This is a genomic window from Dongia sp. agr-C8, from assembly GCF_054658695.1.
The window spans coordinates 684,522-708,187 of record NZ_BAAGHZ010000001.1 but is presented as its reverse complement, the minus strand read 5'-3'; the positions used below and the strand labels follow the sequence as shown (position 1 = coordinate 708,187).

The following is a 23,666-nucleotide window of genomic DNA, read 5'->3' as shown; positions in this document are numbered from 1 at the left end:
ATATAGTACAAATGTAGAACACCGGAGGCTGCAAGTGTCGGGAATGTCAGACCGGGATCGGGATATGGCGCGGATGCGCCGGGTCGTGGAGCACGTGGTCCGCGGGTGGAGGCACAGCCCGGCCGAAGGGCTGGAAAGTATCCTGACTGGCAACCCGGATACGACGGCCCTGGCGGCGCGGGACGGCGCGAGCTCAGGCGGCGGAGCTGAAGGGGCGCCGAAGCCATTCTGGTCGGTGAAAGCGCGACAGATCGATCTTTGGTCGCTGTTGCTGCATCATCTGATTGCCGACATCGAGAAGGCGAATCTTCATCCGCTTTGGACCAGCGGTGGTCCGGAGTTCGATCGCCAAGTCGCGCGCGCACTTTGGCGAATTGGACCGGAGTCAAATGAGCACAGTGCGAGCAGCAACCCACCAACACAGGATGCATCGTTGCCCGCGCAGGCGGTTACTCTCGCGAGGGTCATTTCATCCTATCAGGACCGTGTCCACCGACTGGAAAGTCGGCTGACACCGACGACATCCTATCCGGGCCACCTGATCAGCCACAGCCACGATCCCTTACGACTGCGGCGCGCCGGCAAGGCGGCATGGGTGGCCTCTATCATTCCACTGCTCGATACCGGAATGATCAAACCCGGCGGCGTGGAAGAGGTGCTCGATGGCGCCTGGGAATTGATCGTCACGCTCGGTCACGTCGAGATGGACCTGCGATTCAAGGATGGCGACAGCTGGACCGAATACAACACGCGCTTCGGCTTCGGCTCGTTGCGTGAGGCGGTGGTTTCCGGACTCGAACGCGCGGCGCGGCGGATCGGCATGGTGGACGTCTTTGGCGCCAACCCTGAGACCTTTCTTGAAGGCATCTTCTTTTCGCTTCAGAAACTTGGTCTCGATGTTGAGCCGCAGGATCGGCAACGGATCCAGGGCATTGTCAGCAGTCTCGCGCCGGTCCGCGCGATCGGGTTGCTTCATCCGGCAATTGAGCTCGATATCGCCGAAGGTGCGCCCAAGGAACTCATCGACCTCGCGGTAGCACTGTTTCCGGGTGCGAACGACTTTCCAGCGCTGAATGACAACACGCTGTTTCAGGCAATCGATGGCGATCTGTCGGCGATGGCCTCAGGCGCGGAGATCGCAGAGCCGAGGGAGCGACAGTCATTTGCTCAACATGTGGAGCTCTTCTGTCGCTGCATGCGGGCCACCTTGGTCGAGCCATTCACCGCATGGGATCTCCCGCCGGGCCGCTCGACCGAGTTGCTGGGCCAATTGATGAAGCTCGACGCGTCGAACTGGTGGCGGGAGGCGGCACGCCGCTCGATCTGGCTTACGCTTCGACTGTTCGGGAGCAGCGCTTTGAAACGCAGCCACTCCGAGCTGGACCCTCACCTTGCATCGGTGTTGCAGCAATACAGCATAACGCCGGAGGGATGGGAGTCGCACCGTGCCGATTGCCGCCTCGCACCCCGCACCGGATCCTATTCCGAGGCGCAGTCCCGAGCGACGATTGAGTCACTGATGCGCTACTTTTGGGATCGACTGGTCTTCATAGCTCTGGAGCCAGACGGGCCGAACCATATCGCGCATGGCCGAGGAGTTGCCGATTTCACCGCCGAAGGGGCGCTGTTGCGATTCATGGCGTTGTTTCGGGAGTTCCGTGCTCCCGTCCCGCCGAAGCCGCTCGGTGATCCGACGGCAGAGCGTCAGACAGACCGGACTATGCGAGAGGCGCTTTCAAGCGGCGACGTCCTTAACCCGTTTGCCAACTTCCTGATTTGGCAGGTCCTCCTTCAGCGGCTCCGTAACCTTGCTGAGCGCGCCGGCGGGCAAGAAGCGGACGACCAGTCCTGGTTCGACGCGGCGCGCATCAGCGGTGCGCTCGGGTTCTGCGCCGACTATCTATTCGGCCGGACTACCGGTTTGAGCCAGGTGCCATTGAGCAGCTACCCGGAGCTGCATCATCCGGCCATTCCGCCGGCGATCGCTCTCTGGAAAAAGGCGCGCGATGCCGAGGACATTCGAAGCGAACTTGCCGACTGGGCCAGACGCCAAGGCGATGCAGCTGCGCTAGACCGTTTGTATTCGACCCGGGAGGCGCTTAACCGGGCAGTCCGGCATCATCTGCAGGACATGATGTCGCCGGGCTACCTCCTTCGCATGCTCAAAGAGAGCCGAGCACGAGATGCCGCCGACTACTGGCGCTCGCCGGATTGATGTTGGACGGAGGGATCGGGGATAGGGGAACTTCGGTTACCACACCAATGATCCGCTCGCTTGAGCAGCAGGCATCCGGCCCCTCGCCAAAAAGAATGCCCGGGTCTCGCGACCCGGGCATGCCCTTCGATCAGCGAAGATTCGCTCAGCAATCCAGCGTGTTCTGGCGTTCCCACTCGGTCAGGTGCTTGGTGAAGCTGTTCCACTCGTCGGTCTTCATCTTCACATAAGAGTCCACAAAGCTGTCGCCGAACTGCTCGCGCACCGACTTCGACTTGTCGGTGAGGCGCAAAGCGTCCAGCAGGTTCAAGGGCAGCTTCTTCGCGTTCTTCACCGTGTGGCCTTCGGTATACATGTTGATGTCGAGCCGCTTCCCCGGATCGCGGTTGTTGGCGATGCCGTCCAGGCCCGCCGCCAGGATGCCGGCCTGCAGCAGGTAGGGGTTGGTGGCGCCGTCGGCCAGGCGGATCTCGAAGCGGCCGGCATCGGGCACCCGGATCATGTGGGTGCGGTTGTTGCCGGTCCAGGTGATGCTGGAGGGCGACCAGGTGGCGCCCGAGGTGGTGCGCGGCGCGTTGATGCGCTTGTAGGAATTGACCGTCGGGTTGAAGAAGGAGCAGAGGGCGTCGGCATTGTGCAGGATGCCGCCCAGCGCCTTGTAGGCGGTCTTCGAGAGGCCGAGCTCGCCCTTCGGGTCGCCGAACAGGTTGGTGCGGCCGCTCTTGTCCCAGAAGGAAACATGCGCGTGGCAGCCGTTGCCGGTCAGGTTCGAGAACGGCTTCGGCATGAAGGTCGCGCGCATGCCGTGCTTCTCGGCGATCGACCGCGCCATGTATTTGAAGAAGACATGGCGGTCGGCGGTCAAGAGCGCGTCGTCATATTCCCAGTTCATCTCGAACTGGCCGTTGGCGTCCTCGTGGTCGTTCTGGTAGGGCTTCCAGCCCAAGGCCAGCATGCTGTCGCAGATCTCGGTGATGACGTCGTAGCGCCGCATCAAGGCCTGCTGGTCGTAGCAGGGCTTGTCCTGGGTGTCGGCGCCGTCCGCGATCGCCTTGCCATCCGGCGTGATCAGGAAGAACTCGCATTCGACGCCGCTCTTCATCCGCAGGCCCTTCTTCTCGGCCTCGGCGATCTTGCGCTTCAGCAGCGCCCGCGGGCTGTCGGTGACGGGCTTGCCGTCCATCCAGAGGTCGCTGGCCAGCCAGCCCACTTCCGGCTTCCACGGCAGCTGGATCAGGCTTTCGGGATCGGGCTTGGCGAAGAGGTCGGGATGGGCCGGCGTCATGTCGAGCCAGGTCGCGAAGCCGGCGAAACCGGCGCCGTCCCGCTGCATCGCGCCGATCGCGGCGGCGGGCGAAAGCTTCGCGCGCAGCACGCCGAAGAGATCGACGTAGGAAATCAGGAAATACTTGATCTTTCGCTCTTTCGCGATTTTCGCGAGATCGGTCGCCATGGTCCCCTCTTGCTTTCGGCGCCGCGTCGCTGGTCGCGCGGCGTCTCCCTGTTACGCCATCGAAGATGTGATCAGCACTTGTCCTGTCAGTATTTGTCCTGTCCGGGAATCCAGTTGGTCCCCGCCAGCGGCACGCGCGCCATGGCCGCGGATTCCACGGTCAGCGCCACGAGGTCGTCCGGCTCCAGGTTGTGCAGGTGGCTCTTGCCGCAGGCCCGGGCGATGATCTGCGCCTCCATGGTGAGGACGGCGAGGTAGTTCGCCAGGCGATGGCCGGCCTTTTCCGGATCGAGCCGGGCAGCCAGCTGCGGATCCTGGGTGGTGATGCCGGCCGGGTCGCGGCCTTCATGCCAGTCGTCGTAGCAGCCGGCGGTCGAGCCCAGTTTCTTGTATTCCTCTTCCCATTTCGGGTCGTTGTCGCCGAGCGCGATCAGCGCCGCGGTGCCGATCGAGACCGCGTCGGCGCCCAGCGCCAGGCATTTCGCCACGTCGGCACCATTACGAATGCCGCCGGAGACGATCAGCTGCACCTTGCGGTGCATGTCGAGATCCTGCAGCGCCTGCACCGCCGGGCGGATCGCCGCCAGGATCGGCAGGCCGACATGCTCGATGAAGACGTCCTGGGTCGCCGCGGTGCCGCCCTGCATGCCGTCGAGCACGACCACGTCGGCGCCCGACTTCACCGCCAAAGCGGTGTCGAAATAGGGCCGCGTGGCGCCGACCTTCACATAGATCGGCTTCTCCCAGTTGGTGATCTCGCGGAGCTCGTGGATCTTGATGGTGAGATCGTCCGGGCCGGTCCAGTCGGGATGCCGGCAGGCGGAGCGCTGGTCGATGCCGATCGGCAGGTTGCGCATCTTGGCGACGCGCTCGGTGATCTTCTGCCCCAAGAGCATGCCGCCGCCGCCGGGCTTCGCGCCCTGCCCGATCACCACTTCGATCGCATCGGCCTTGCGCAAATCGTTCGGATTCATGCCGTAGCGCGAGGGCAGCAGCTGATAGACCAGGGTCTTCGAGGACTTGCGCTCCTCCGGTGTCATGCCGCCGTCGCCGGTCGTGGTGCTGGTGCCCATGATCGAGGCGCCGCGGCCGAGCGCGTCCTTGGCCGCGCCGGAGAGCGAGCCGAAGCTCATGCCGGCGATGGTGACCGGGATCTTGAGCTCGATCGGCTTCTTCGCATAGCGGGTGCCGAGCGTGACGTTGGTCGCGCATTTCTCGCGATAGCCTTCCAGCGGATAGCGCGAGATCGAGGCGCCGAGGAACAGCAGGTCGTCGAAATGCGGGACCTTGCGCTTGGCGCCGCCGCCGCGGATGTCATAGATGCCGGTCGCCGCGGCGCGATGGATCTCCGCGATCGAATGGGCATCGAACGTCGCCGACATGCGCGGCGGCGTGTAGAAGGGCGTGGGGTTGGCGCGATCGCTCATGTGCGGCCTTCGTCAGTAGGCATCGACGTTGTCGATGTGGAAGTTGTAGAGCTTGCGCGAGGAACCGTAGCGCCTGAAGCTCTTGGGATCGGCATCGACGCCGGCCGCCTGCAGCAGCCGGGCGAGCTTGGCGAGATGGTGCGGCGTCATCTTCTTCTCGACGCAGTCGGCGCCGAGGCTTTCGACCTTGCCGCGGACATAGAGCCGCGCCTCGTAGATCGAATCGCCGAGATTGGCGCCGGCGTCGCCGCAGACCACCAGCGCGCCGGACTGGGCCATGAAGGCGCTCATCGCGCCGACCGAGCCCTTCACCACGATGTCGATGCCCTTCATCGAGATGCCGCAGCGGGTGCCGGCATCGCCCTCGATCACCAGCAAGCCGCCCTGGCCGGTGGCGCCCGCCGCCGCGGAAGCGGTGCCCTTCACCACGACCTCGCCGGACATCATGTTCTCGGCGACGCCGACGCCGCATTGGCCGTGGATCACCACCTTGGCCTTCTGGTTCATGCCGGCGCAGTAATAGCCGATATGGCCGTCGATATGGACCTCGATCGGCGCCGTCAGCCCGACCGCGCAGGCATGCTCGCCATGCGGGTTGGTGAGCTTCCAGAGCCGCTCGTTGGTCTCGGCGGGGAGACCCTGGAGCCGCTGGTTGACTTCGCGGAGCGGGGTCTTCTCGAGATCGATCGTGTTCAATGCAGGCTCGCCCTAATGGAGTGACCAGGTGTAGACGGTCGCCGGCGCCGGCTCCCAGATCTTCGCCTTCTCGATGTTCGGGAGATAGGCGAGGCTGCGGAACTCCGAGGCCATGGCGACCCAGTCGTCGTTCTCGGCCAGCACCGCGGGCTTGCAGGCGACCGCGTCGCGCAACACCGCGAAGCCGTCCTTGGTGCCCATGGTGAAGGTGAAGAAGCCGTCGAGATCGCTCAAGCCCGCTTCCATCGCTTCCTTCAGCGAGGCGCCTTCCTTCAGGCGGTGCGCAAAATAGCGCGCGGCGACCTCGGAATCGTTGTCGGTCTCGAACTCCTGGCCCTGCTTCCTGAGCCACTTCCTGAGGTTGTTGTGGTTGGAGAGCGAGCCGTTGTGCACCAGGCACATGTCCGAGGCCGGCGTGAAGGGATGCGAATGCTCGGTGGTGACGGCACTCTCGGTCGCCATGCGGGTATGGCCGATGGCGTGGCTGCCTTCCATGCCGGCCAGGCCGTATTTCGCCGCGACATCGGCCGGCAGGCCCATGTCCTTATAGACTTCCATCAGCTGGCCGTAGCCCATGATGCGGACATCGGGATGGTTGGCGCGGATCCAGGGCAGCACCCGGTCTTCCGGGCAATGCGCCACCAGGCGCGCATGGTTGCCCTTCTGGTCGATGTCGGTCTCGACATTGAGCGCGTCGGCAAGATCGCCGGCCAGCTTGTGCCAGTGATAGGTCGTATCGGCGTTGAACAGGGTGATCTTGCTCTGCCCCGCCGGCACGGCCGCGTGATAGACCGCGATCCCGGCGCTGTCCGGCCCGCGCTCGGTCATGCCGACCAGCATGGTCTCGAGATGCTTCCCGAGCGCCGGCTTCAGCGCGGGATTCTTCAGAAAGAGGCCGACGATGCCGCACATGGCACTGCTCCGTATCCTGGCAAAAAGCTGCCGGATATTAGCGCAGCCCTCGGCCCGATTTCAAGCATCAGGAAACAATTTTTCCTGGCAGGAAAATGGCTCGGTTCGGCAGGATTGTCGCCGCTCCACTCTCGATCGTCATCCCATGGCTTGGCATGACGGAGTTTAATAAGGCAAGCAGCACTCAGCCGCGCTCGCGGGTGTAGGTGATGATCGAGAGGAAGCGGATCGGCAGCTTCTTCAGCTGCTCCGGCCCGTGCGGCACGTCGGAATCGAAGAACAGGCTGTCGCCGGGGGTGAGCTGGTAGAGCCGGTCGCCGTGCCGGTAGCCGACCTCGCCCTCCAGCATGTAGATGAACTCGATCCCGTCATGCTGGAACACCGGGAAGACGTCGGAGTCCTTGGTCAAAGTGATGAGATAGGGTTCGACTGCGAGGTCGCGGCTCAGCGAATGGCCGAGCAGCTGGTATTGATGGCCGGCGCGGGTGCCGCGGCGCTCGATGGTGAGGCCCTGCCCCGCCTTCACATAGGTCGCGTCCTTCTCCTCCTCGAACTTGCGGAAGAAGGCGGTGACCGGGACCTGCAACGCCCTGGAGAGTTCCTGCAAGGTCGCCAGCGACGGCGAGGTCTGCCCGTTCTCGATCTTCGACAGCATGCCGGTGGACATGCCGGCCATGGTCGCGAGCTCGGCGACGGTCATGTTCAGCTTGCGCCGGAAGTCGCGCACCTCGTGGCCGATCGCCAATTCGAGACTGTTGCGCTGCGCACTGACGTGATGCGGGTCCTGGAAATCGAGCTTGGCATCGGCCTTCTTCGCCGCTTCCGGCGCGCCCTTGTTGCGCTTGGAAGGCGGCGATCGGCGCAGCGGCTCGCGCTTCTTCGCTTTGTTGGGCACCATCAATTTCCAGAACTTCGGGTCACGCCTTCAAGCCTCGGGTGATCCCAACGCCGGAGGTTTTCTGCCGGCGACAGTACACGTTCCGGCGTCCGTTTCGCAATGCATCGGTGCCGCCCAAGACACCGAGTCGCATGCGAACACGGCGCGTGCCGAGTCGCCGCAAGCTCGGAATCCCCGCGATTTTCCTGGCTCAATCGATTGCTGCAAACCGGCAGATTCGTTAGCTTGGAATCGCTGTGGGCGATTCGCCCTTACGCCAATCAATAGGGGTCTACGATGAACCAGCGTGACATGCTCGCCGCCGTACAGAAGAAGAGCGGCGTCGCCCTCAAGGACGTGAAAGCCGTCATCGAGGCGTTTTTTGAAACCGTGACCAAGACTTCGAAGAAGGAGCCGGTGCGCACGACCCTCGGCACGTTCGTGGTCGCGAAGCGCGCCGCCCGGATGGGCCGCAATCCGCAGACCGGCGAAGCGATCAAGATCGCGGCGTCCAAGAAGTTCCGCTTCCGGCCGTCCAAGGCCACCAAGGAAGCCGTGATGTAAATGAGGCGGCGAAGCCCCGGGATGGCTTCGCCTTGCAAGCCTCGGCGACGCCGTTTCTCATCGGAAGCGGCGGTTTGATGGGCGGTTGGGTATCGGGCAGAACAAGCATTCCGTCCCTACCCAATTGCCAAATCCCTCCTCGGTAAATCCGCCAAAAGCCGGCAAATCAGCCCTTTCACCCCCTGCGCTTCCCCGCGTGCGCGACATGGCATGCGCCCGAGATTCGCAGGACAAGTGGAACTCGCGCGTTCTATTCTTATATAGAGCGATGCGCCCGATTTCCGATTGCCCGTAATGCCGTCCAACATCCCCCGCCCCATCCTCGTCCCGCTGATCGTCGCGACGGCTTTGTTCATGGAGAACCTGGATTCGACGGTGCTCTCCACCGCGCTGCCGGCGATCGCGCAGTCGCTCGGCGAGAACCCGATCCGGCTCAACCTCGCGATCTCGTCCTATCTGCTGAGCCTCGCGGTGTTCATCCCGGCCAGCGGCTGGATCGCCGACCGCTTCGGGGCGCGGCATGTGTTCCGCGCCGCGATCGCGATCTTCATGCTGGGCTCGATCCTCTGCGGCCTCTCGGACACGTTGTTCGAGTTCATCGGCGCGCGCATCCTGCAGGGCGTCGGCGGCGCGATGATGGTGCCGGTCGGCCGCCTGGTGCTGCTGCGCTCGGTGGAGAAATCCGAGTTGGTACGGGCGATGGCCTATCTCACCCTGCCGGCGCTGATCGGGCCGGTGATCGGCCCGCCGCTCGGCGGTTTCCTCGCGACCTATGTCTCCTGGCGCTGGATCTTCTGGATCAACATCCCGATCGGCATCCTCGGCATCACCCTGGTGACGCTGTTCATCGAGAACGTCCGCGAGAAGGACGTGCGGCCGTTCGACACCTACGGCTTCATCATGACGGCGGTCGGTTTCACCGGGTTGATCTTTGGTTTTGAGTCAATCGGCCGCGGCACCCTGCCGATGCCGGTCGTGATCGCCCTGCTGGCGATCGGCGCCGCTTCGATCGCCGCCTATGTGCGTTACGCGTACCGCAACCCGCACCCGATCATCGATCTCCGGCTGCTCACCATCCCGACCTTCCGCGCCGGCATCTTCGGCGGATTCCTGTTCCGGATCGCGATCGGTGCGCTGCCCTTCATCCTGCCGATGATGCTGCAGCTGGGCTTCGGCCTGACGCCGTTCCATTCCGGCCTGCTGACCTTCGCCAGCGCCGCGGGCGCCATGCTTATGAAGGCGACCGCCGGCCCGGTGCTGCGCCGCTTCGGCTTCCGCCGCACCCTGATCGCCAATGCGGTGATCTCCGGCGCCTTCGTCGCGGTCTACGGCTTCTTCACGCCGACCACGCCGGGCTGGGTGATCCTCGGCCTGCTGCTGGCCGGCGGCTTCTTCCGCTCGCTGCAATTCACCGGCATCAACACGTTGACGATGTCCGACATCCCGCAGCCGCGTATGAGCCAGGCCTCCAGCTTCTCGGGCATCGGCCAGCAGCTGTCCTTGAGCGTCGGGGTCGGGATCGGCGCCATGGTGCTGCATTTCACCATCGCGCTGCACGGCGCGGGGCCGATCTCGGCGGCCGACTTCCCGCCGGCCTTCTTCCTGGTCGGCGCCATCGCTTGCACGTCGCTGCTGTTCTACCTGCCGCTCAGCGCCGATGCCGGCGCCGAGGTGACCGGGCACCGCGCCGCACGGCCGGTCGTCGTCGACGAGGCAAAGGCGCGCGGCGCGGAGTAGACAGCGGATCGGAACCCAGATTGATCGTCATTGCCGGGCCCAGCGGACGAATGTCCGCATTCGTGGACGGGGCCGGCTCGCGCCGCATGGAGACAGATGCCCGGGTCAAGCCCGTGCATGTCGGTTCATTATTCAGGCCCAGCCGCCGTCGATGGTCCATTCCTGCGCCGTGCACATCCGGGCATCGTCGGAGGCGAGGAACAGCACCAGGCGCGCGACATCCATCGGCTGGATCCGGTCCTTGAGGCACTGCGCGGCCTCGCGCATGGCATCGGCCTCGGGGGTGAGCCAGAGCGTCTTCTGCCGCTCGGTCATGATCCAGCCGGGCAGCACGGTGTTGACCCGGATCCTGTCGGGACCGAGATCGCGCGCCATGCCGCGGGAAAGCGCATGCATCGCCGCCTTCGCCGCGGTGTAGCCCGCCATGCCGCCCATCGCCAGCTTCCAGCTGATCGAGCCGAAATTGACGATCGAGCCGCCGCCGGCGCGCTTCATCTGCGGCGCCGCCGCCTGCATGGCGAAGAACACATGATTGAGGTTCACCGCCAGCCGGTCGTTCCAGTATTCCGGCGTCACCTCTTCCCATTTGTGCCGCTGGTCGTTGGCGCCGTTGTTGACCAGGGCCGAGAGGTCGCCGTGCTCCCGGCCGGCGCGCGCGATCGCGGCCTGCAGGCCGGCGATGTCCTTCAGGTCGCATTGGATGAACAGCGGCGCGTTACCGTATTGCTTCTTCAAATCCGTCGCGAGTTTCCCGCTGACCTCGGCGTTGATATCGACGAAGGCGACCTTGGCGCCCTGGTCGACGAAAGCCTCGACGATGGCGGCGCCGATGCCGGAGCCGCCGCCGGTGACGAACACGCTGCGGCCCTTGAGGCCCGGATGGCGGGCCAGTTTCGATAGATCCATGCTTACCTCGGATGATGCTGGCAGGCCGGCCCCGGGAACGAACCGGGAGCGCCCTATTTCTTGACCTTCGGTTTCGCCCGCCGCTTCTCGCGGCTGGTTTCACGGGCCTGTTGTGCCAGCACATCGCCCGTATCCGCAAGTAGCGCGCGCACCGCCTTGCGGGCGGCTTCCGGCCGCCGCTTGCGGATCGCCGTCACGATGTTCTCGTGCAGCGCATAGGCGTCGCGCCAGGTCTGGTTATGCTTGACGGTGAAGTCGAACATGGTGCCGAGCGCGGATTCGATCAGGAAGCCGAACGGCACCAGCAGCTCATTCCCCGCGGCCCAGAGGATGGCCACATGGAACTGCACGTCGGCGACGTTCCAGGCGGCGGGATCGACGGCGTCGCGCATGCCGTGCAAGGCCTGCTCGATCGTCTTCAACTGGCTCGCCGTATGGTTGACGGCGGCGAGCGCCGCCGCCTCCGGCTCCAGGATGTCGCGCACCTGGTGCATGGAGGCGAGGAAATGACTGCGCTCGGCGGCGGCGCAGTACCAGACCAGCACGTCCCGATCGAGCAGGTTCCACGACTCTTTCGGCTGGACCCGGGAGCCGATCTTCGGCCGGGAAATGATCAGGCCCTTGGCGGTCAACATCTTCATGGCCTCGCGCACCGCGGTGCGGCTCACGCCATAGGCCCGACAGCTTTCCGCCTCGTTGGGAAGAAGGTCCCCCGGAGCGAACTCTCCACGCAATATCCGCGCGCCGATGTCCTGGGCGACCTGGTGGTGCAGGCTACTCTTGCGCACCGCAGCAACCTTGCCCGCAGTTTTGAGCTGACGCATGGCTAGATTTGGCGCAGCGTTGCGGCTATGCCGGTATTGTCATACATATTGCACCGCAAAAGGCCGCCCCGTCCCAGAAAGTTTGTGGTTATTGATTGCCGCCGACGTTATCACAACCTCGGGAATTGTCATACATAATGTCGTTGCGGCCCCAAAACGGCTATGATAGTAGCGACATATCGACGCCATTTTGAGAGAGCCCGGTTGAACGGGCCGGCGGCATCGTAGACGACCTTGGGAGGGATGCACCATGATTATCCGAAGCCGCGCGCTGCCTGCTCGGCGGGATCGATAGATCTGGCTGCCTCCGCGCCTGCCGGGCCGCCTCAAACTCCATCAACTCAAACGCGATCCAACACCCAAAATCCCGATGGGAGGACACACTTGAAACATCTGAAATCACTCTTGGTCGCCGCAGCGCTGGGCGTCTTCGCCCTCACTTCGACCGCGCAGGCCGAGGACAAGGGCCTGGTCGGCGTCGCGATGCCGAACAAGTCCTCGACCCGCTGGATCCATGACGGCGACGCCGTCGTCGAGCAATTGAAGGCGCTCGGCTACTCGACCGACCTGCAGTATGCCAGCGACGACATCCCGACCCAGCTGGCGCAGATCGAGAACATGGTCACCAAGGGCGCCAAGGTCCTGGTGATCGCCTCGATCGACGGCACCACGCTCTCCGACGTGCTGCAGAAGGCACATGACGCCGGCATCAAGGTCATCGCCTATGACCGCCTGATCAAAAAGTCGCCGAACGTCGATTACTACGCGACCTTCGACAACTTCAAGGTCGGCGTGCTGCAGGCGACCTCGATCGTCGATGCGCTCGGCCTGAAGGACGGCAAGGGTCCGTTCAACATCGAGCTGTTCGGCGGCTCGCCGGACGACAACAACGCCTTCTTCTTCTACGACGGCGCGATGTCGGTCCTGCAGCCCTACATCGACAGCGGCAAGCTGGTGGTGCAGTCCGGCCAGATGGGCATGGACAAGGTCGGCACCCTGCGCTGGCTCGCGGCAACCGCCCAGGCCCGCATGGAGAACCTGCTGTCGGCCTACTACACCGACAAGCATGTCGATGCGGTGCTCTCGCCGTATGACGGCCTCTCGATCGGCATCATCTCGGCTCTCAAAGGCGTCGGCTACGGCAGCGGCGACCTGAAGATGCCGATCGTCTCCGGCCAGGACGCCGAGATCCCGTCGGTGAAATCGATCATCGCCGGCGAGCAGTATTCGACGATCTACAAGGACACCCGCGAGCTCGCGAAGGTGACCGTGCAGATGGTCGATGCGATCATGAACGGCAAGGAGCCGGAAGTGAACGACACCAAGACCTACAACAACGAGGTCAAGGTCGTTCCCTCCTACCTGCTGACCCCGGTCGCGGTCGACAAGACCAACTGGGAGAAGATCCTGGTCGATGGCGGCTACTACAAGAAAGAAGAGATCACGCAGTAAGCGCGGGATCGCTGTTTCGACGGTCGGGCCCCGCAGCCAAGCGGGGCCCGACTTCGTTTCGGAAGCCCCGAAATCCGCCGCTTTCGCCGCGTTTTGCTTGGCAAAGGGCGCCGGGTTGGGGCAGAGTTGGCCCGCTGGGTCACACCCAGGAAATCAGCGAGTTTTTGGGCTGTCTTGACGGTTCGCGATCGGAGGTCGCAAGCGACTGATGAATGCCATTCTTGAGATGCGGGGGATCACCAAGACGTTTCCGGGCGTGAAGGCGCTCAGCAACGTCAATCTCTCCGTGAAGGCGGGCGAAATCCACGGCATCGTCGGCGAGAACGGCGCCGGCAAGTCCACCTTGATGAAGGTCCTCTCCGGCGTCTATCCGCACGGCTCCTACGACGGCGAGATCCACTTCGCCGGCGAGGAGCGCCGCTTCCGCGGCATCGCCGACAGCGAGCATGTCGGCATCATCATCATCCACCAGGAGCTGGCCCTGGTTCCGCTGCTCTCGATCGCCGAGAACATCTTCCTCGGCAACGAGATCGCGACCGGCGGCATCATCGACTGGAACGCCGCGTTCCGGCGCACCAAGGAGCTCTTGAAGAAGGTCGGGCTGCAGGAATCGCCGCAGACCCAGATCGACACGATCGGCGTCGGCAAGCAGCAGCTGGTGGAAATCGCCAAGGCGCTGTCGAAGGACGTGAAGCTGCTGATCCTCGACGAGCCGACCGCCAGCCTGAACGAGAGCGACAGCGACGCCTTGCTGGCGCTGCTGAAGGAATTCCGCGCCCAGGGCATCTCCTCGATCCTGATCTCGCACAAGCTGAACGAGATCCTGAAGGTCGCGGACAACGTCACGGTGCTGCGTGACGGCAGCACGGTCGACTATCTCGACTGCCACGCCGAGCACATCGACGAAGGCCGCATCATCAAGAGCATGGTCGGCCGCGAGCTGACCGACCGCTATCCGGAGCGCCATGCGCATCCCGGCGACGTGATCTTCGAGGTCCGCGACTGGAACGTCCATCACGCCGTCCATGCCGACCGGCACCTGATCAAGAACGTCAACCTCAACGTCCGCAAGGGCGAGGTGATCGGGATCGCCGGGCTGATGGGCGCCGGGCGCACCGAGTTCGCGATGTCGGTGTTCGGCCGCTCCTACGGCCAGAAGATCAGCGGCCAGGCCCTGATCCACGGCAAACCGGTCGACGTCTCCACCATCAACAAAGCGATGGATGCCGGCATCGCCTATGTCACCGAGGACCGCAAGAGCTACGGGCTGGTGCTGATCGACGACATCAAGGGCAACGTCTCCCTGGCCAATCTCGACGGCATCTCCAGGCACAGCGTGGTGGACGCGCAGCAGGAGATCATCGTCGCCAACAAATACCGCAAGGATCTCAACATCCGCTGCTCCAGCGTGTTCCAGCAGACGGTCAACCTCTCCGGCGGCAACCAGCAGAAGGTCGTGCTCTCGAAGTGGCTGTTCACCGGGCCGGAGGTACTGATCCTGGACGAGCCGACGCGCGGCATCGATGTCGGCGCCAAGTACGAGATCTACGGCATCATCAACGCGCTGGCCGAGAGCGGCAAGGCGGTGATCCTGATTTCTTCGGAAATGCCCGAGTTGCTCGGCATGTCCGATCGCATTTACGTCATGAATGACGGTCGCATCGTCGGCGAGATGCCGGTCGAGGAAGCGTCCCAGGAGAAAATCATGCACACCATCATGAAGTCGTGGGAGGATTGAGCATGGCCCAGGACTCCACCGCCATTGCCACCGCGGGCGCGCCGCATACCTCGCTGGCGACCTACATCCGGCACAATATCCGCGACTACGCGCTGCTGCTCTCGCTGATCGTCATCATGGTGTTCTTCCAGGTCGCGACCGGCGGCATCCTGTTCCGTCCGGTCAACATCACCAACCTGGTGCTGCAGAACTCCTACATCGTCATCATGGCGCTGGGGATGCTGCTGATCATCGTGGCCGGCCATATCGACCTCTCGGTCGGCTCGATCGTCGCCTTCGTCGGCGCGCTGGCCGGCGTGCTGATCGTCCAGCAGAAGTGGGATTTCTCGCTGGTCTTCCTGCTCTGCATCCTGTGCGGCGCGGTGATCGGCGGGGCGCAGGGCTTCTTCGTCGCCTACCTGAAGATCCCGGCCTTCATCGTGACCCTGGCGGGCATGCTGGTGTTCCGGGGGCTTTCCCTCTACGTCCTCGGCGGCACCTCCTACGGCCCCTTCCCGACCGGGTTCCAGCTGCTGGCCAACGGCTTCATCCCGAGCTACACCGACGATGCCATCAAGGCATTCTCGGTTTCCCTCGGCCTGCCGGCAACGTTCAGCTGGTTCTCGATGATCGTCGGCGTTCTGGTGACCGCCGCGCTGATTTATTTCAAGATCCGCGAGCGGGTGAACCAGCAGAAGCACGACCTCGCCGAGGAGCCGTTCATCATCTTCGTCGGCCGCAACGTGCTGATCGCGATCGGCTTCCTGTGGCTCACCTGGCTGCTCGCCTCCGCGCGCGGCCTGCCAAACGTGCTGGTGGTCATGTTCGCGCTGATCACGCTCTACGCCTTCGTCGCCTCGAACACGACGATCGGCCGACGCATCTATGCGCTCGGCGGCAACGAGAAGGCGGCGCGGCTCTCCGGCATCCGCACCGACCGGCTGACCTTCTACGCCTTCCTCAACATGGGCGTCTTGGCGGCCTTGGCCGGACTGGTGTTCACGGCGCGGTTGAACAGCGCCACGCCGCAGGCCGGCCTGGGCATGGAGCTCGACGTGATCGCCGCCTGCTTCATCGGCGGCGCTTCGCCGACCGGCGGCGTCGGCAAGATCATCGGCGCGGTGATCGGCGCCTTCATCGTCGGCGTCATGAACAACGGCATGTCGATCCTCGGCATCGGCATCGACCTGCAGCAGGTGATCAAGGGCCTGGTGCTGCTGGCCGCCGTCTGCCTCGACGTCTATTACAAACGCAAAGCCTAAGCCCCGCGGAAGGAACTCGTCCATGCGTCTCATCCAGCTCGAACTCGGTTCCAGCCGCGCCGTGGCGCGGGTCGATGGCGCCAAGCCCGCCATCGTCCCCGGCGCGAAGTCGATGCTCGAGCTCGCCCAGAGCGCCATCGCCGCGAAGCGCAATCTCACCGCCGAAGTCGAAGGCCGGGGCGCCGGCGAGAGCTTCGACTACGAGGCGGCGCTGGCCGGTGGCAAGGTGCTGCCGCCGCTCGATCATGCCGACCCGACCCATTGCTGGATCACCGGCACGGGATTGACGCATCTCGGCAGCGCCGAGGCGCGCGACAAGATGCATGTGAAGCTCGGGGCCGGCGACGAGAACCTCACCGACTCCCTGAAGATGTTCAAGATGGGCCTCGAGGGCGGCAAGCCGAAGAGTGCCGGCGCCGGCGTGCAGCCCGAATGGTTCTACAAAGGCGACGGCACCGCGCTGGTGCGTCCGGGCGGCGCCTTCCCGATGCCCTCCTTCGCCCAGGACGGCGGCGAGGAGCCGGAAGTGGTCGGCCTCTACGTCATCGGCCCGGACGGCAAGCCGTTCCGGCTCGGCTTCTGCCTCGGCAACGAGTTCTCCGACCACATCACCGAGCGGGTGAACTATCTCTGGCTGGCGCATTCCAAGCTGCGCGCCTGCTCGATCGGCCCGGAACTGCGGGTCGGCCCGCTGCCCGAGCATGTGGACGGCGACAGCCGCCTGATCCGCAACGGCAAGGTGATCTGGACCAAGCCGTTCCTCTCCGGCGAGAAGAACATGTCGCACACCATCGCCAATCTCGAATACCACCACTTCAAATACACGCAGTTCCGGCATCCCGGCGACGTGCACATCCACTATTTCGGCGCCGCGACCCTGAGCTTCGCCGACGGCATCCGCACCGAGCCCGGCGACATGTTCGAGATCGAGATGAAGGAATTCGGCGCCCCGCTGCGCAACACGCTCGCCGCCAAGTCGCCGGAAGACTTCGCCTATGGTGGCGTCGCCGTCCTCTAAGATCATGGCTGAGATCAGCGCCATCCTGGCCGATTGGGGCACCACCAACCGGCGGGCCTGGGCGGTCGATCGCGACGGGCAGGTGCTCGACCAGCGCAAGGACGACCAGGGGCTGCTCGGCGTCAAAGACCGTGCCTTCGAGACCTCGTTCCGCGGCTTCATCGGCGACTGGCTGCAGGCCGCCGCACCGAAGGCGCCGGTCGTCATGGCCGGCATGGTCGGCAGCAAGCTCGGCTGGCGCGAGGCGCCCTATGTCGCCACACCCGCGAAGTTCGCCGATCTCGCCCGGAACCTGGTTGCCCTGCCCGATCTCGACGGTCACCCGATCCGCATCGCGCCCGGCCTCTCCGCCCGCGAGGACGGGCGGCCGGACGTCATGCGCGGCGAGGAATGCCAGCTCTATGGTCTCTGGCTGCAGGCCCAGGCAATGCGACTCTGCGTCCTGCCCGGCACCCATTCCAAATGGGCCGAGATCCGCGACGGTGGCCTCGCGACGTTCAGCACCTACATGACCGGCGAGCTGTTCTCGCAGCTCTGCAACAGCGGCACGCTCGCCCAGCTGATGCAGAAGGACGCGCCGCATGACGACGCCGCCTTCCGCCGCGGCCTGGCCGTCAGCGCGGGCGCCAGCGCCGGCGGGCTGCTCAACCGGTTGTTCAGCGTGCGCAGCCTCGGCCTGTTCGCCGAGCTGCCCGGCGAGGCTTTGGCCTCCTATCTCTCCGGCCTTCTGATCGGCGCCGAGCTCCGCGACGCCACCGCGAAGCTTGGCGGCGGCACCGTCGCGGTGATCGGTTCGGCGCGGATGAACGCCCTCTATCTCGCGGGCCTGGAGGCGCTCGGCTTCCAGGCCGAGGCGCTGGACGGCGATCCGCTGCTCAGGGCCGCATTGCTGGAGATCGCGCGCGACGCCAAGCTGATGTGATCGCACGGCACCCGTCAGGCGCGGACGGCATCACCCGCTGGCCGCAGTTCATCGGGCGCCGGAGGCAGCAGGACCAGGTTGCCGACGTGGTTCTTCTCGAGAAACGCCGTCTGCGCGGCGTGGATTTCCGCCAGCGGCCAGGTTCTGGCGGTGAAGGGCGTGATCCTGCCGGCGACCACCATCTCGATCAGCCGCGGAAAGCTGCTCCGCAGGTAGACCGCCGATCCGAAGAAGGAGAGATTCTTCAGATAGAGCGTGCGCAGATCGAGCTCGACCTTGGGCCCGCCGATGGCGCCCGCGGTGACGTATCGGCCGCCGCGCCGGAGAAGCTTGAGCAGGCTGGCGAATTGCGGTCCGCCCACGACGTCCGCGACCAGACTGAGCTTCCGTCCCCCGGTCGCCTCCAGCACCGCCGCGACCAAGTCGCCGGTATCGCGATCGATGGCATGGCGGGCACCGAGCGCGCGAACCGCCGACAGCTTCGCTTTTCCCGCCACGGCGGCGACCTCGGCGCCAAGGGCGTTCAAGATCTGGACCAGGAACGTCCCGACGCCGCCGGAAGATCCGGTCACCAGGGCAAGGTCGCCGGCCTTGGCGCCGGCCAACGCCAGCATGTTCATCGCGGTGCCGCCGGCGCAGGGCAAGGTCGCAAGCGCCGCGTCCGTCAGATCGAGATCGGCGGGAACGGCGACCGCATTGGCTGACGGCACGACGGTGAACTGCGCGAAGGCGCCGTCATGCTCCAGGCCGAGGAAACCTGCGCTGTCGAAGCCCTCCGCGTCGTCGGGATCGCGGATATAGGGGTCGCAGACGACCCGTTCTCCGATCCGGCGGGTCGGCACGCCGTCGCCGACCGCCACGATTCGGCCGACCGCGTCCGCGCCCTGGATGCGCGGGAAGGTCAAGCCGCCTTCCCAGTCGCCCATGCCCTTCTCGGTCACGCCGAAGCCGCTCTGGCCGCCTTCGCGCGTCGTCCCGGCATCGACCGCCTGGTTGTACCAGCCGGTCCGGGTATTGATGTCCGTGTTGTTCATCCCGGCCGCGGTGACGTTGACCAGAACCTGGCCGGGACCCGGCTGCGGCACGGGCACATCCGTGCGAAGCACGAGCTTTTCCAGTCCGCCGTGACCAGTGAGCTGCACCGCCGTCATTGTCGCCGGAATCATCAGCCCCGCCCCTTCCCGCTGCATTGCCCCCGGCGGCATGCTAGCAGAAAGCAACGGCATTCGGGCCGATCCGGTGGGGCTCGACGCCTTGTTCCAGGGCGCCGAGCTACTCGCCCGGCGCCGGCTGGGTCACAGAGGACCCGCGGCTGAACAGGCCGACCAGCCGCTCGAAGTAGATGTAGATCACCGGCGTGATGTAGAGCGTCAGCAGCTGCGAGACGATCAGGCCGCCGACCACCGCGAGGCCCAGCGGCTGGCGCAATTCGGCGCCGGCGCCGTGGCCGAGGGCGATCGGCAGGGTGCCCATGATCGCCGCCATGGTGGTCATCATGATCGGCCGGAACCGGAGCAGGCAGGCTTCGTGGATCGCGGCCTCCGGATCGGCGCCCTCGCGCCGTTTCTCCAGCGCCACGTCGATCATCATGATCGCGTTCTTCTTCACGATGCCGATCAGCATGACGATGCCGATGATGGCAATCACGTTGAGGTCCTTGCCGAAGACCAGCAGGGTCAGCAGCGCGCCTAAGGCCGCCGCCGGCAGGCCGGACAGGATGGTGATCGGGTGGATGAAGCTCTCGTAGAGGATTCCGAGGATCACGTAGATGACGAAGATCGCGGCGAGGACCAAAAGGGTCATGCCGTTCATCGAATCCTGGAACACCTGCGCCGTGCCCTGGAAGCTGCCGGAGATGCCGGCCGGCAATTTCATCTCGCGCTCGACCACCCGGATCGCTTCGGTCGCTTGCCCCAGCGAGGTTCCGGGCGCGAGGTCGAAGGAGATGGTCACCGCCGGCAGCTGGCCCTGGTGCTGCACGCTCAAAGGGCCAGCCTGGCGGGTGATCTTCGCCACCGAATCCAGCGGCACCAGCGCGCCGTCGGTGCTGCGGACATAGATCTCGCGCAAGGCCTGCTCGCTCACCGTCCGCGGCTGGACCGCCTCCATGATGACTTCATAGGAGTTGGTCGGCTTGTAGATGGTCGAGACCTGGCTGGAGCCGAAGGCACCGTAGAGCGTGGTGCGGATCGCGTCGGCGGTGACGTTCAGCGCCGCCGCGCGGTCGCGGTCGATATCGACCAGATACTGGGGATTGTCGACCTCGAGGTCGGAGTTCACGCCCTGCAGGATCGGCAGCCGCGCCAGGTGTTCTTCCATGTCCTGGGCGACCTTTTTGAGCTGGTCGAACTCGACCGCCTGCAAGGTGTACTGGTACTGGCTGCGCGAGGAGCGGCCGCCGACATTGATGTTCTGGATCGGCGTCATGAACACGCTGACGCTCGGCAGTTCGGCGAGCTTGCCGCGCAGCCGCTGGATCACCTGGCGCGCCGAGGCGTCGCGCTCGCCGAGCGGCTTCAGGGTAATCCACATCGAGCCGTTGTTCTCGCCGCCGGCGCCGAAGCCCGAGGTGCCGACCGTCGAGCTTACATAATCGACCGCCGGATCCGCGCGCACGATCTCGGCCACCTGCTGCTGCGCGGGCACCATGGCGGCGAAGGACATGTCCTGCGGACCCTGGACCGAGACCGAAATCAGGCCGGTATCCTCTTCCGGGAAGAAGCCCTTGGGGGTGGCGACGATCAGCCAGGCGCTGGCCCCGACCGAGGCGAAGGTGATCAGCAGGATGATGAAGCGGTGGCGCAGCGACCAGCCGAGCGTCGCCGCATAGGCATTGAGCATGGCATCGAAGCTCGCCTCGAGCCCGCGATAGACCAAGCCGTGCCGCTCGCCTTCGCGGTGGGTGCGGAGCAGGCGGCTGCAGAGCATCGGCGTCAGGGTCAGCGAGACCAGGCCGGAAATGAGGATGGTGAGGCTGATGGTAACCGCGAACTCGCGGAACAGCCGGCCCACCACGCCGCCCATGAACAGGACCGGAATGAACACCGCGACCAGCGAGATGGTGATCGAGAGAATGGTGAAGGCGATCTCGCGGGATCCCCGCAGCGCCGCCATCCAGGGCCGCTCGCCCTTCTCGACGTGCCGAACGATGTTCTCCAGCATGACTATGGCGTCGTCGACGACAAAACCGACGGAGAGCGTCAGCGCCATCAGCGAGAGATTGTCGATCGAATAGCCGAGCAAATACATGCCGCCGAAGGTACCGACCAGCGAGACCGGCAGTGCCAGGGCCGGGATGATCGTGGCGGTCAGGTTGCGCAGGAACAGGAAGATCACCATCACCACCAGGGCGATGGTGAGACCGAGGGTGAACTGCACGTCGGCGACCGAGGCGTTGATCGAGATCGAGCGGTCCACCAGGATGTCGACATGGACCGAGGGCGGGATCTCGTTCTGGATCTGCGGCAACAGCTTCTTGACGGAATCGATGACCGCGACGGTATTGGCGTCGGGCTGGCGTTGGATCGCCAGCACGATCGAACGTTGGCCGTTGAACCAGCTGGCGGTCTTGTCGTTCTCGACGCCGTTGACCACGGTGGCGATGTCGCCCAGACGCACCGGGTTGCCGTTGCGATAGGCGACGATCAGATCGCGATACTGCGCGGCGTCGGAGAGCTGGCCCGGGGCCTGCAGGGTCGCGGTCTTCTCCGCGCCGCTCAATGCGCCGACCGGGGCATTGGAATTGGCGGCGGCGATCGCGTTCTCGACCTCGTCGACGCCGACCCCCATGGAGGAAAGCTGGTTGGGGTCGACCTTGATGCGAATCGCGAATTTCTGCGCGCCGAACACCAGCACCTGGGCGACGCCTTCCAGCAGCGACAGGCGCTGGGCGATGTAGGATTCCGCATATTCGTCGACCGCGGACAGCGGGAGCGTCTTGGAGGTCAGTGCCAGCAGCAGGATCGGCTGGTCGGCGGGGTTGACCTTGCGGAAGCTCGGCGGGTCGGTCATCTCAGTCGGCAGACGCCGGGCGGCGACGCTCAGCGCCGACTGCACATCCAGCGCCGCACCGTCGATGTCGCGGTCGAGATCGAACTGCAGCGTGATCCGGGTCGACCCTTGGGTGTTGGTCGAGCTCATGGAATCGATGCCGGAGATGGTGGAGAACTGCTTCTCCAGCGGCGTCGCCACCGCGGAGGCCATGGTCTCCGGGTTGGCGCCGGGCAGCGTGGCGGTGACCGAGATGGTCGGGTAGTCGACCCGCGGCAGCGCGGCCACGGGGAGCTGGCGGTAGCCGGCGATGCCCAGCATCACCACGGTAATCATGAGCAGGCATGTCATCACCGGCCGGCGGATGCAGAGCTCCGGCAGGCTCATCATTGGCCCACCTTCACCGCGCCTTCAGGCAGGGTCTTCTCCTGCGGGTCGGGCTCGGCCGCGGCGGAGACCTCGACCTTGGCGCCGTTCTCGAGCCGGAGCTGGCCTTCGATCACGATCTTCTCGCCGGGCTTCAAATCGCCCGTCACCACCATCTCCCGGCCGATCTGCCGGCTGACAGTGATCGGCCGCAACTCGACCGTGCTGTCCGCCTTGACCACCCAGACATAAGCGCCTTCCTGATTCATCTGCACGGCCACCACCGGCACGACGATCGCGTCCGGATCGACGCGGATGGTCATCACCACGTTGACGAACTGGCTCGGCCAGAGGAACTCGTCGGCGTTGGGGAACTGGGCCTTCACCGACAGCGTGTTGGTGGCGGGATCGATCGCGTTCTCGACATAGGAGACCTCGCCCAGCTGCGCGGGCGCGCTGCTGTCGGGGATGGTGACCGAGACCGGCACCTTGCCGGCGGTCAACGCGCGCTGCAGCTCACCCATGCTCTCCTGCGGGATCGAGAAGGCGACCAGGATCGGCTGCAGCTGGTTGATGGTGACCAACGCGGTCGAATCCGCCGCGCGCACCGAATTGCCGAGCTTCTGCACCACGGTACCGATCCGGCCGGAGATCGGCGCGGTGATCACGGTGTAGGAGAGCGTCACCTTGGCGGCATCGATCGCGGCCTGGTCGGCGGCGATGGTGGCCTGCAGGGTCGCGACCAAAGTAGTCGCGGCGTCGTAGTCCTGCTTGGTGGTGAAATTCTTCGCCGCGAGCGGGGTGAGGCGATCGACCTGCCGCTTGGCATTGGCGAGCGAGGCCTGGTCCTTGCCGAGATTGGCCTGGGCGAGTTTGAGCGCCGCCTGGGCCTCGCGGTCGTCGATCCGGAACAGCTCGTCGCCGGCCTTCACTTCCTGGCCGTCGGTGACGGAAACCTTGGCGATCACCCCGTCGATGCGCGACCGGACCGCGACGCTGGCCAGGGTCTGCACCCGGCCGACGGTGCGGATCTCGACCGGCGCCGCCTTCTGCTCGACGGCAACCACCGAGACCGGGACGGCGGTGGCGGCAGGCTTACCGGGTGCCTGGGCTGCAGTGCCGCGCTGGTGCGAATAAAGGAATACCCCGCCGCCCAAGGCGACGATGAGCAAAATCAAGAGAACGAGCCGAGCCCGCATCGGATCTGTCATTTCCCCGCCGGCGTTCGTTCGGACCTCCGAATTTCACACTTCCCGGCATTTTCATCAGCTTAATACGCCACTCCGGCTTGAACCCGGCGGTCCGCCTTCTTAAAATAGAACTCGAAG

Annotated in this window: 18 protein-coding genes; 8 read left to right on the top strand and 10 right to left on the bottom strand. The window is 65.0% G+C overall.

The window, feature by feature from the left end; genetic code table 11:
- The first annotated feature begins 64 nt into the window (after positions 1-64).
- Positions 65-2,215: a hypothetical protein gene (locus ACYQ4T_RS03170; RefSeq protein ID WP_459850785.1), complete on the top strand. Its 2,151-nt coding sequence runs from the start codon at positions 65-67 to the stop codon at positions 2,213-2,215.
- A gap of 145 nt (positions 2,216-2,360) precedes the next feature.
- Here ACYQ4T_RS03170 and glnT read toward each other — a convergent pair whose 3' ends face one another.
- From glnT to ACYQ4T_RS03145, 5 genes are all read right to left on the bottom strand, one after another.
- Complete coding sequence (gene glnT, locus ACYQ4T_RS03165) at positions 2,361-3,668, bottom strand: type III glutamate--ammonia ligase (RefSeq protein WP_459850783.1); 1,308 nt, start codon at positions 3,666-3,668, stop codon at positions 2,361-2,363.
- 86 nt (positions 3,669-3,754) lie between these two features.
- Positions 3,755-5,095 carry an FMN-binding glutamate synthase family protein gene (locus ACYQ4T_RS03160; protein ID WP_459850781.1) on the bottom strand — a complete coding sequence of 447 codons (1,341 nt, stop codon included), beginning with the start codon at positions 5,093-5,095 and terminating at the stop codon, positions 3,755-3,757.
- Between the two features lie 12 nt (positions 5,096-5,107).
- Positions 5,108-5,791 carry a GltB/FmdC/FwdC-like GXGXG domain-containing protein gene (locus tag ACYQ4T_RS03155; protein ID WP_459850780.1) on the bottom strand — a complete coding sequence of 228 codons (684 nt, stop codon included), beginning with the start codon at positions 5,789-5,791 and terminating at the stop codon, positions 5,108-5,110.
- Between the two features lie 12 nt (positions 5,792-5,803).
- Positions 5,804-6,703 (bottom strand): class II glutamine amidotransferase, encoded by a 900-nt coding sequence (locus ACYQ4T_RS03150; RefSeq protein WP_459850778.1) that lies wholly within the window; start codon positions 6,701-6,703, stop codon positions 5,804-5,806.
- Between the two features lie 184 nt (positions 6,704-6,887).
- On the bottom strand, positions 6,888-7,601 hold the full coding sequence (locus tag ACYQ4T_RS03145; protein ID WP_459850777.1) for a helix-turn-helix domain-containing protein: 714 nt from the start codon (positions 7,599-7,601) through the stop codon (positions 6,888-6,890).
- Positions 7,602-7,877: 276 nt separating this feature from the next.
- Here ACYQ4T_RS03145 and ACYQ4T_RS03140 point away from each other — a divergent pair, with 276 nt between their 5' ends.
- Together ACYQ4T_RS03140 and ACYQ4T_RS03135 are read left to right on the top strand one after the other, a co-directional pair.
- Positions 7,878-8,144, top strand: a complete 267-nt coding sequence (locus ACYQ4T_RS03140; protein ID WP_459850775.1) for an HU family DNA-binding protein — start codon at positions 7,878-7,880, stop codon at positions 8,142-8,144.
- 294 nt (positions 8,145-8,438) lie between these two features.
- Positions 8,439-9,881 carry a DHA2 family efflux MFS transporter permease subunit gene (locus ACYQ4T_RS03135; protein WP_459850773.1) on the top strand — a complete coding sequence of 481 codons (1,443 nt, stop codon included), beginning with the start codon at positions 8,439-8,441 and terminating at the stop codon, positions 9,879-9,881.
- Positions 9,882-10,013: 132 nt separating this feature from the next.
- Here the strand turns inward: ACYQ4T_RS03135 and ACYQ4T_RS03130 are convergent, their stop codons facing one another.
- Positions 10,014-10,787: an SDR family NAD(P)-dependent oxidoreductase gene (locus ACYQ4T_RS03130; protein ID WP_459850772.1), complete on the bottom strand. Its 774-nt coding sequence runs from the start codon at positions 10,785-10,787 to the stop codon at positions 10,014-10,016.
- Between the two features lie 53 nt (positions 10,788-10,840).
- Positions 10,841-11,611: a FadR/GntR family transcriptional regulator gene (locus ACYQ4T_RS03125; RefSeq protein WP_459850770.1), complete on the bottom strand. Its 771-nt coding sequence runs from the start codon at positions 11,609-11,611 to the stop codon at positions 10,841-10,843.
- Between the two features lie 384 nt (positions 11,612-11,995).
- Between ACYQ4T_RS03125 and chvE the strand changes: the two genes are divergently transcribed.
- From chvE to ACYQ4T_RS03100, 5 genes are all read left to right on the top strand, one after another.
- Positions 11,996-13,063, top strand: a complete 1,068-nt coding sequence (gene chvE, locus ACYQ4T_RS03120) for a multiple monosaccharide ABC transporter substrate-binding protein (RefSeq protein ID WP_459850768.1) — start codon at positions 11,996-11,998, stop codon at positions 13,061-13,063.
- 208 nt (positions 13,064-13,271) lie between these two features.
- Positions 13,272-14,801: a multiple monosaccharide ABC transporter ATP-binding protein gene (mmsA, locus tag ACYQ4T_RS03115; RefSeq protein WP_459850766.1), complete on the top strand. Its 1,530-nt coding sequence runs from the start codon at positions 13,272-13,274 to the stop codon at positions 14,799-14,801.
- Positions 14,802-14,803: 2 nt separating this feature from the next.
- Entirely contained in the window at positions 14,804-16,042 is a 1,239-nt protein-coding gene (gene mmsB, locus ACYQ4T_RS03110; RefSeq protein ID WP_459850764.1) for a multiple monosaccharide ABC transporter permease, read from the top strand.
- A 22-nt stretch (positions 16,043-16,064) separates the two neighbouring features.
- Complete coding sequence (araD1, locus tag ACYQ4T_RS03105) at positions 16,065-17,060, top strand: AraD1 family protein (RefSeq protein ID WP_459850762.1); 996 nt, start codon at positions 16,065-16,067, stop codon at positions 17,058-17,060.
- Between the two features lie 4 nt (positions 17,061-17,064).
- Complete coding sequence (locus ACYQ4T_RS03100) at positions 17,065-17,982, top strand: 2-dehydro-3-deoxygalactonokinase (RefSeq protein ID WP_459850760.1); 918 nt, start codon at positions 17,065-17,067, stop codon at positions 17,980-17,982.
- A 14-nt stretch (positions 17,983-17,996) separates the two neighbouring features.
- Here the strand turns inward: ACYQ4T_RS03100 and ACYQ4T_RS03095 are convergent, their stop codons facing one another.
- From ACYQ4T_RS03095 to ACYQ4T_RS03085, 3 genes are all read right to left on the bottom strand, one after another.
- Entirely contained in the window at positions 17,997-19,148 is a 1,152-nt protein-coding gene (locus ACYQ4T_RS03095; protein ID WP_459850759.1) for an alcohol dehydrogenase family protein, read from the bottom strand.
- 106 nt (positions 19,149-19,254) lie between these two features.
- Positions 19,255-22,362: an efflux RND transporter permease subunit gene (locus tag ACYQ4T_RS03090; protein WP_459850758.1), complete on the bottom strand. Its 3,108-nt coding sequence runs from the start codon at positions 22,360-22,362 to the stop codon at positions 19,255-19,257.
- The gene (locus tag ACYQ4T_RS03085; RefSeq protein ID WP_459850757.1) at positions 22,359-23,516 is read right to left on the bottom strand and encodes an efflux RND transporter periplasmic adaptor subunit; all 1,158 of its coding nucleotides are present in this window, start codon (positions 23,514-23,516) and stop codon (positions 22,359-22,361) included. The genes ACYQ4T_RS03090 and ACYQ4T_RS03085 overlap by 4 nt, the downstream gene beginning before the upstream one ends.
- Positions 23,517-23,666: the final 150 nt, after the last annotated feature.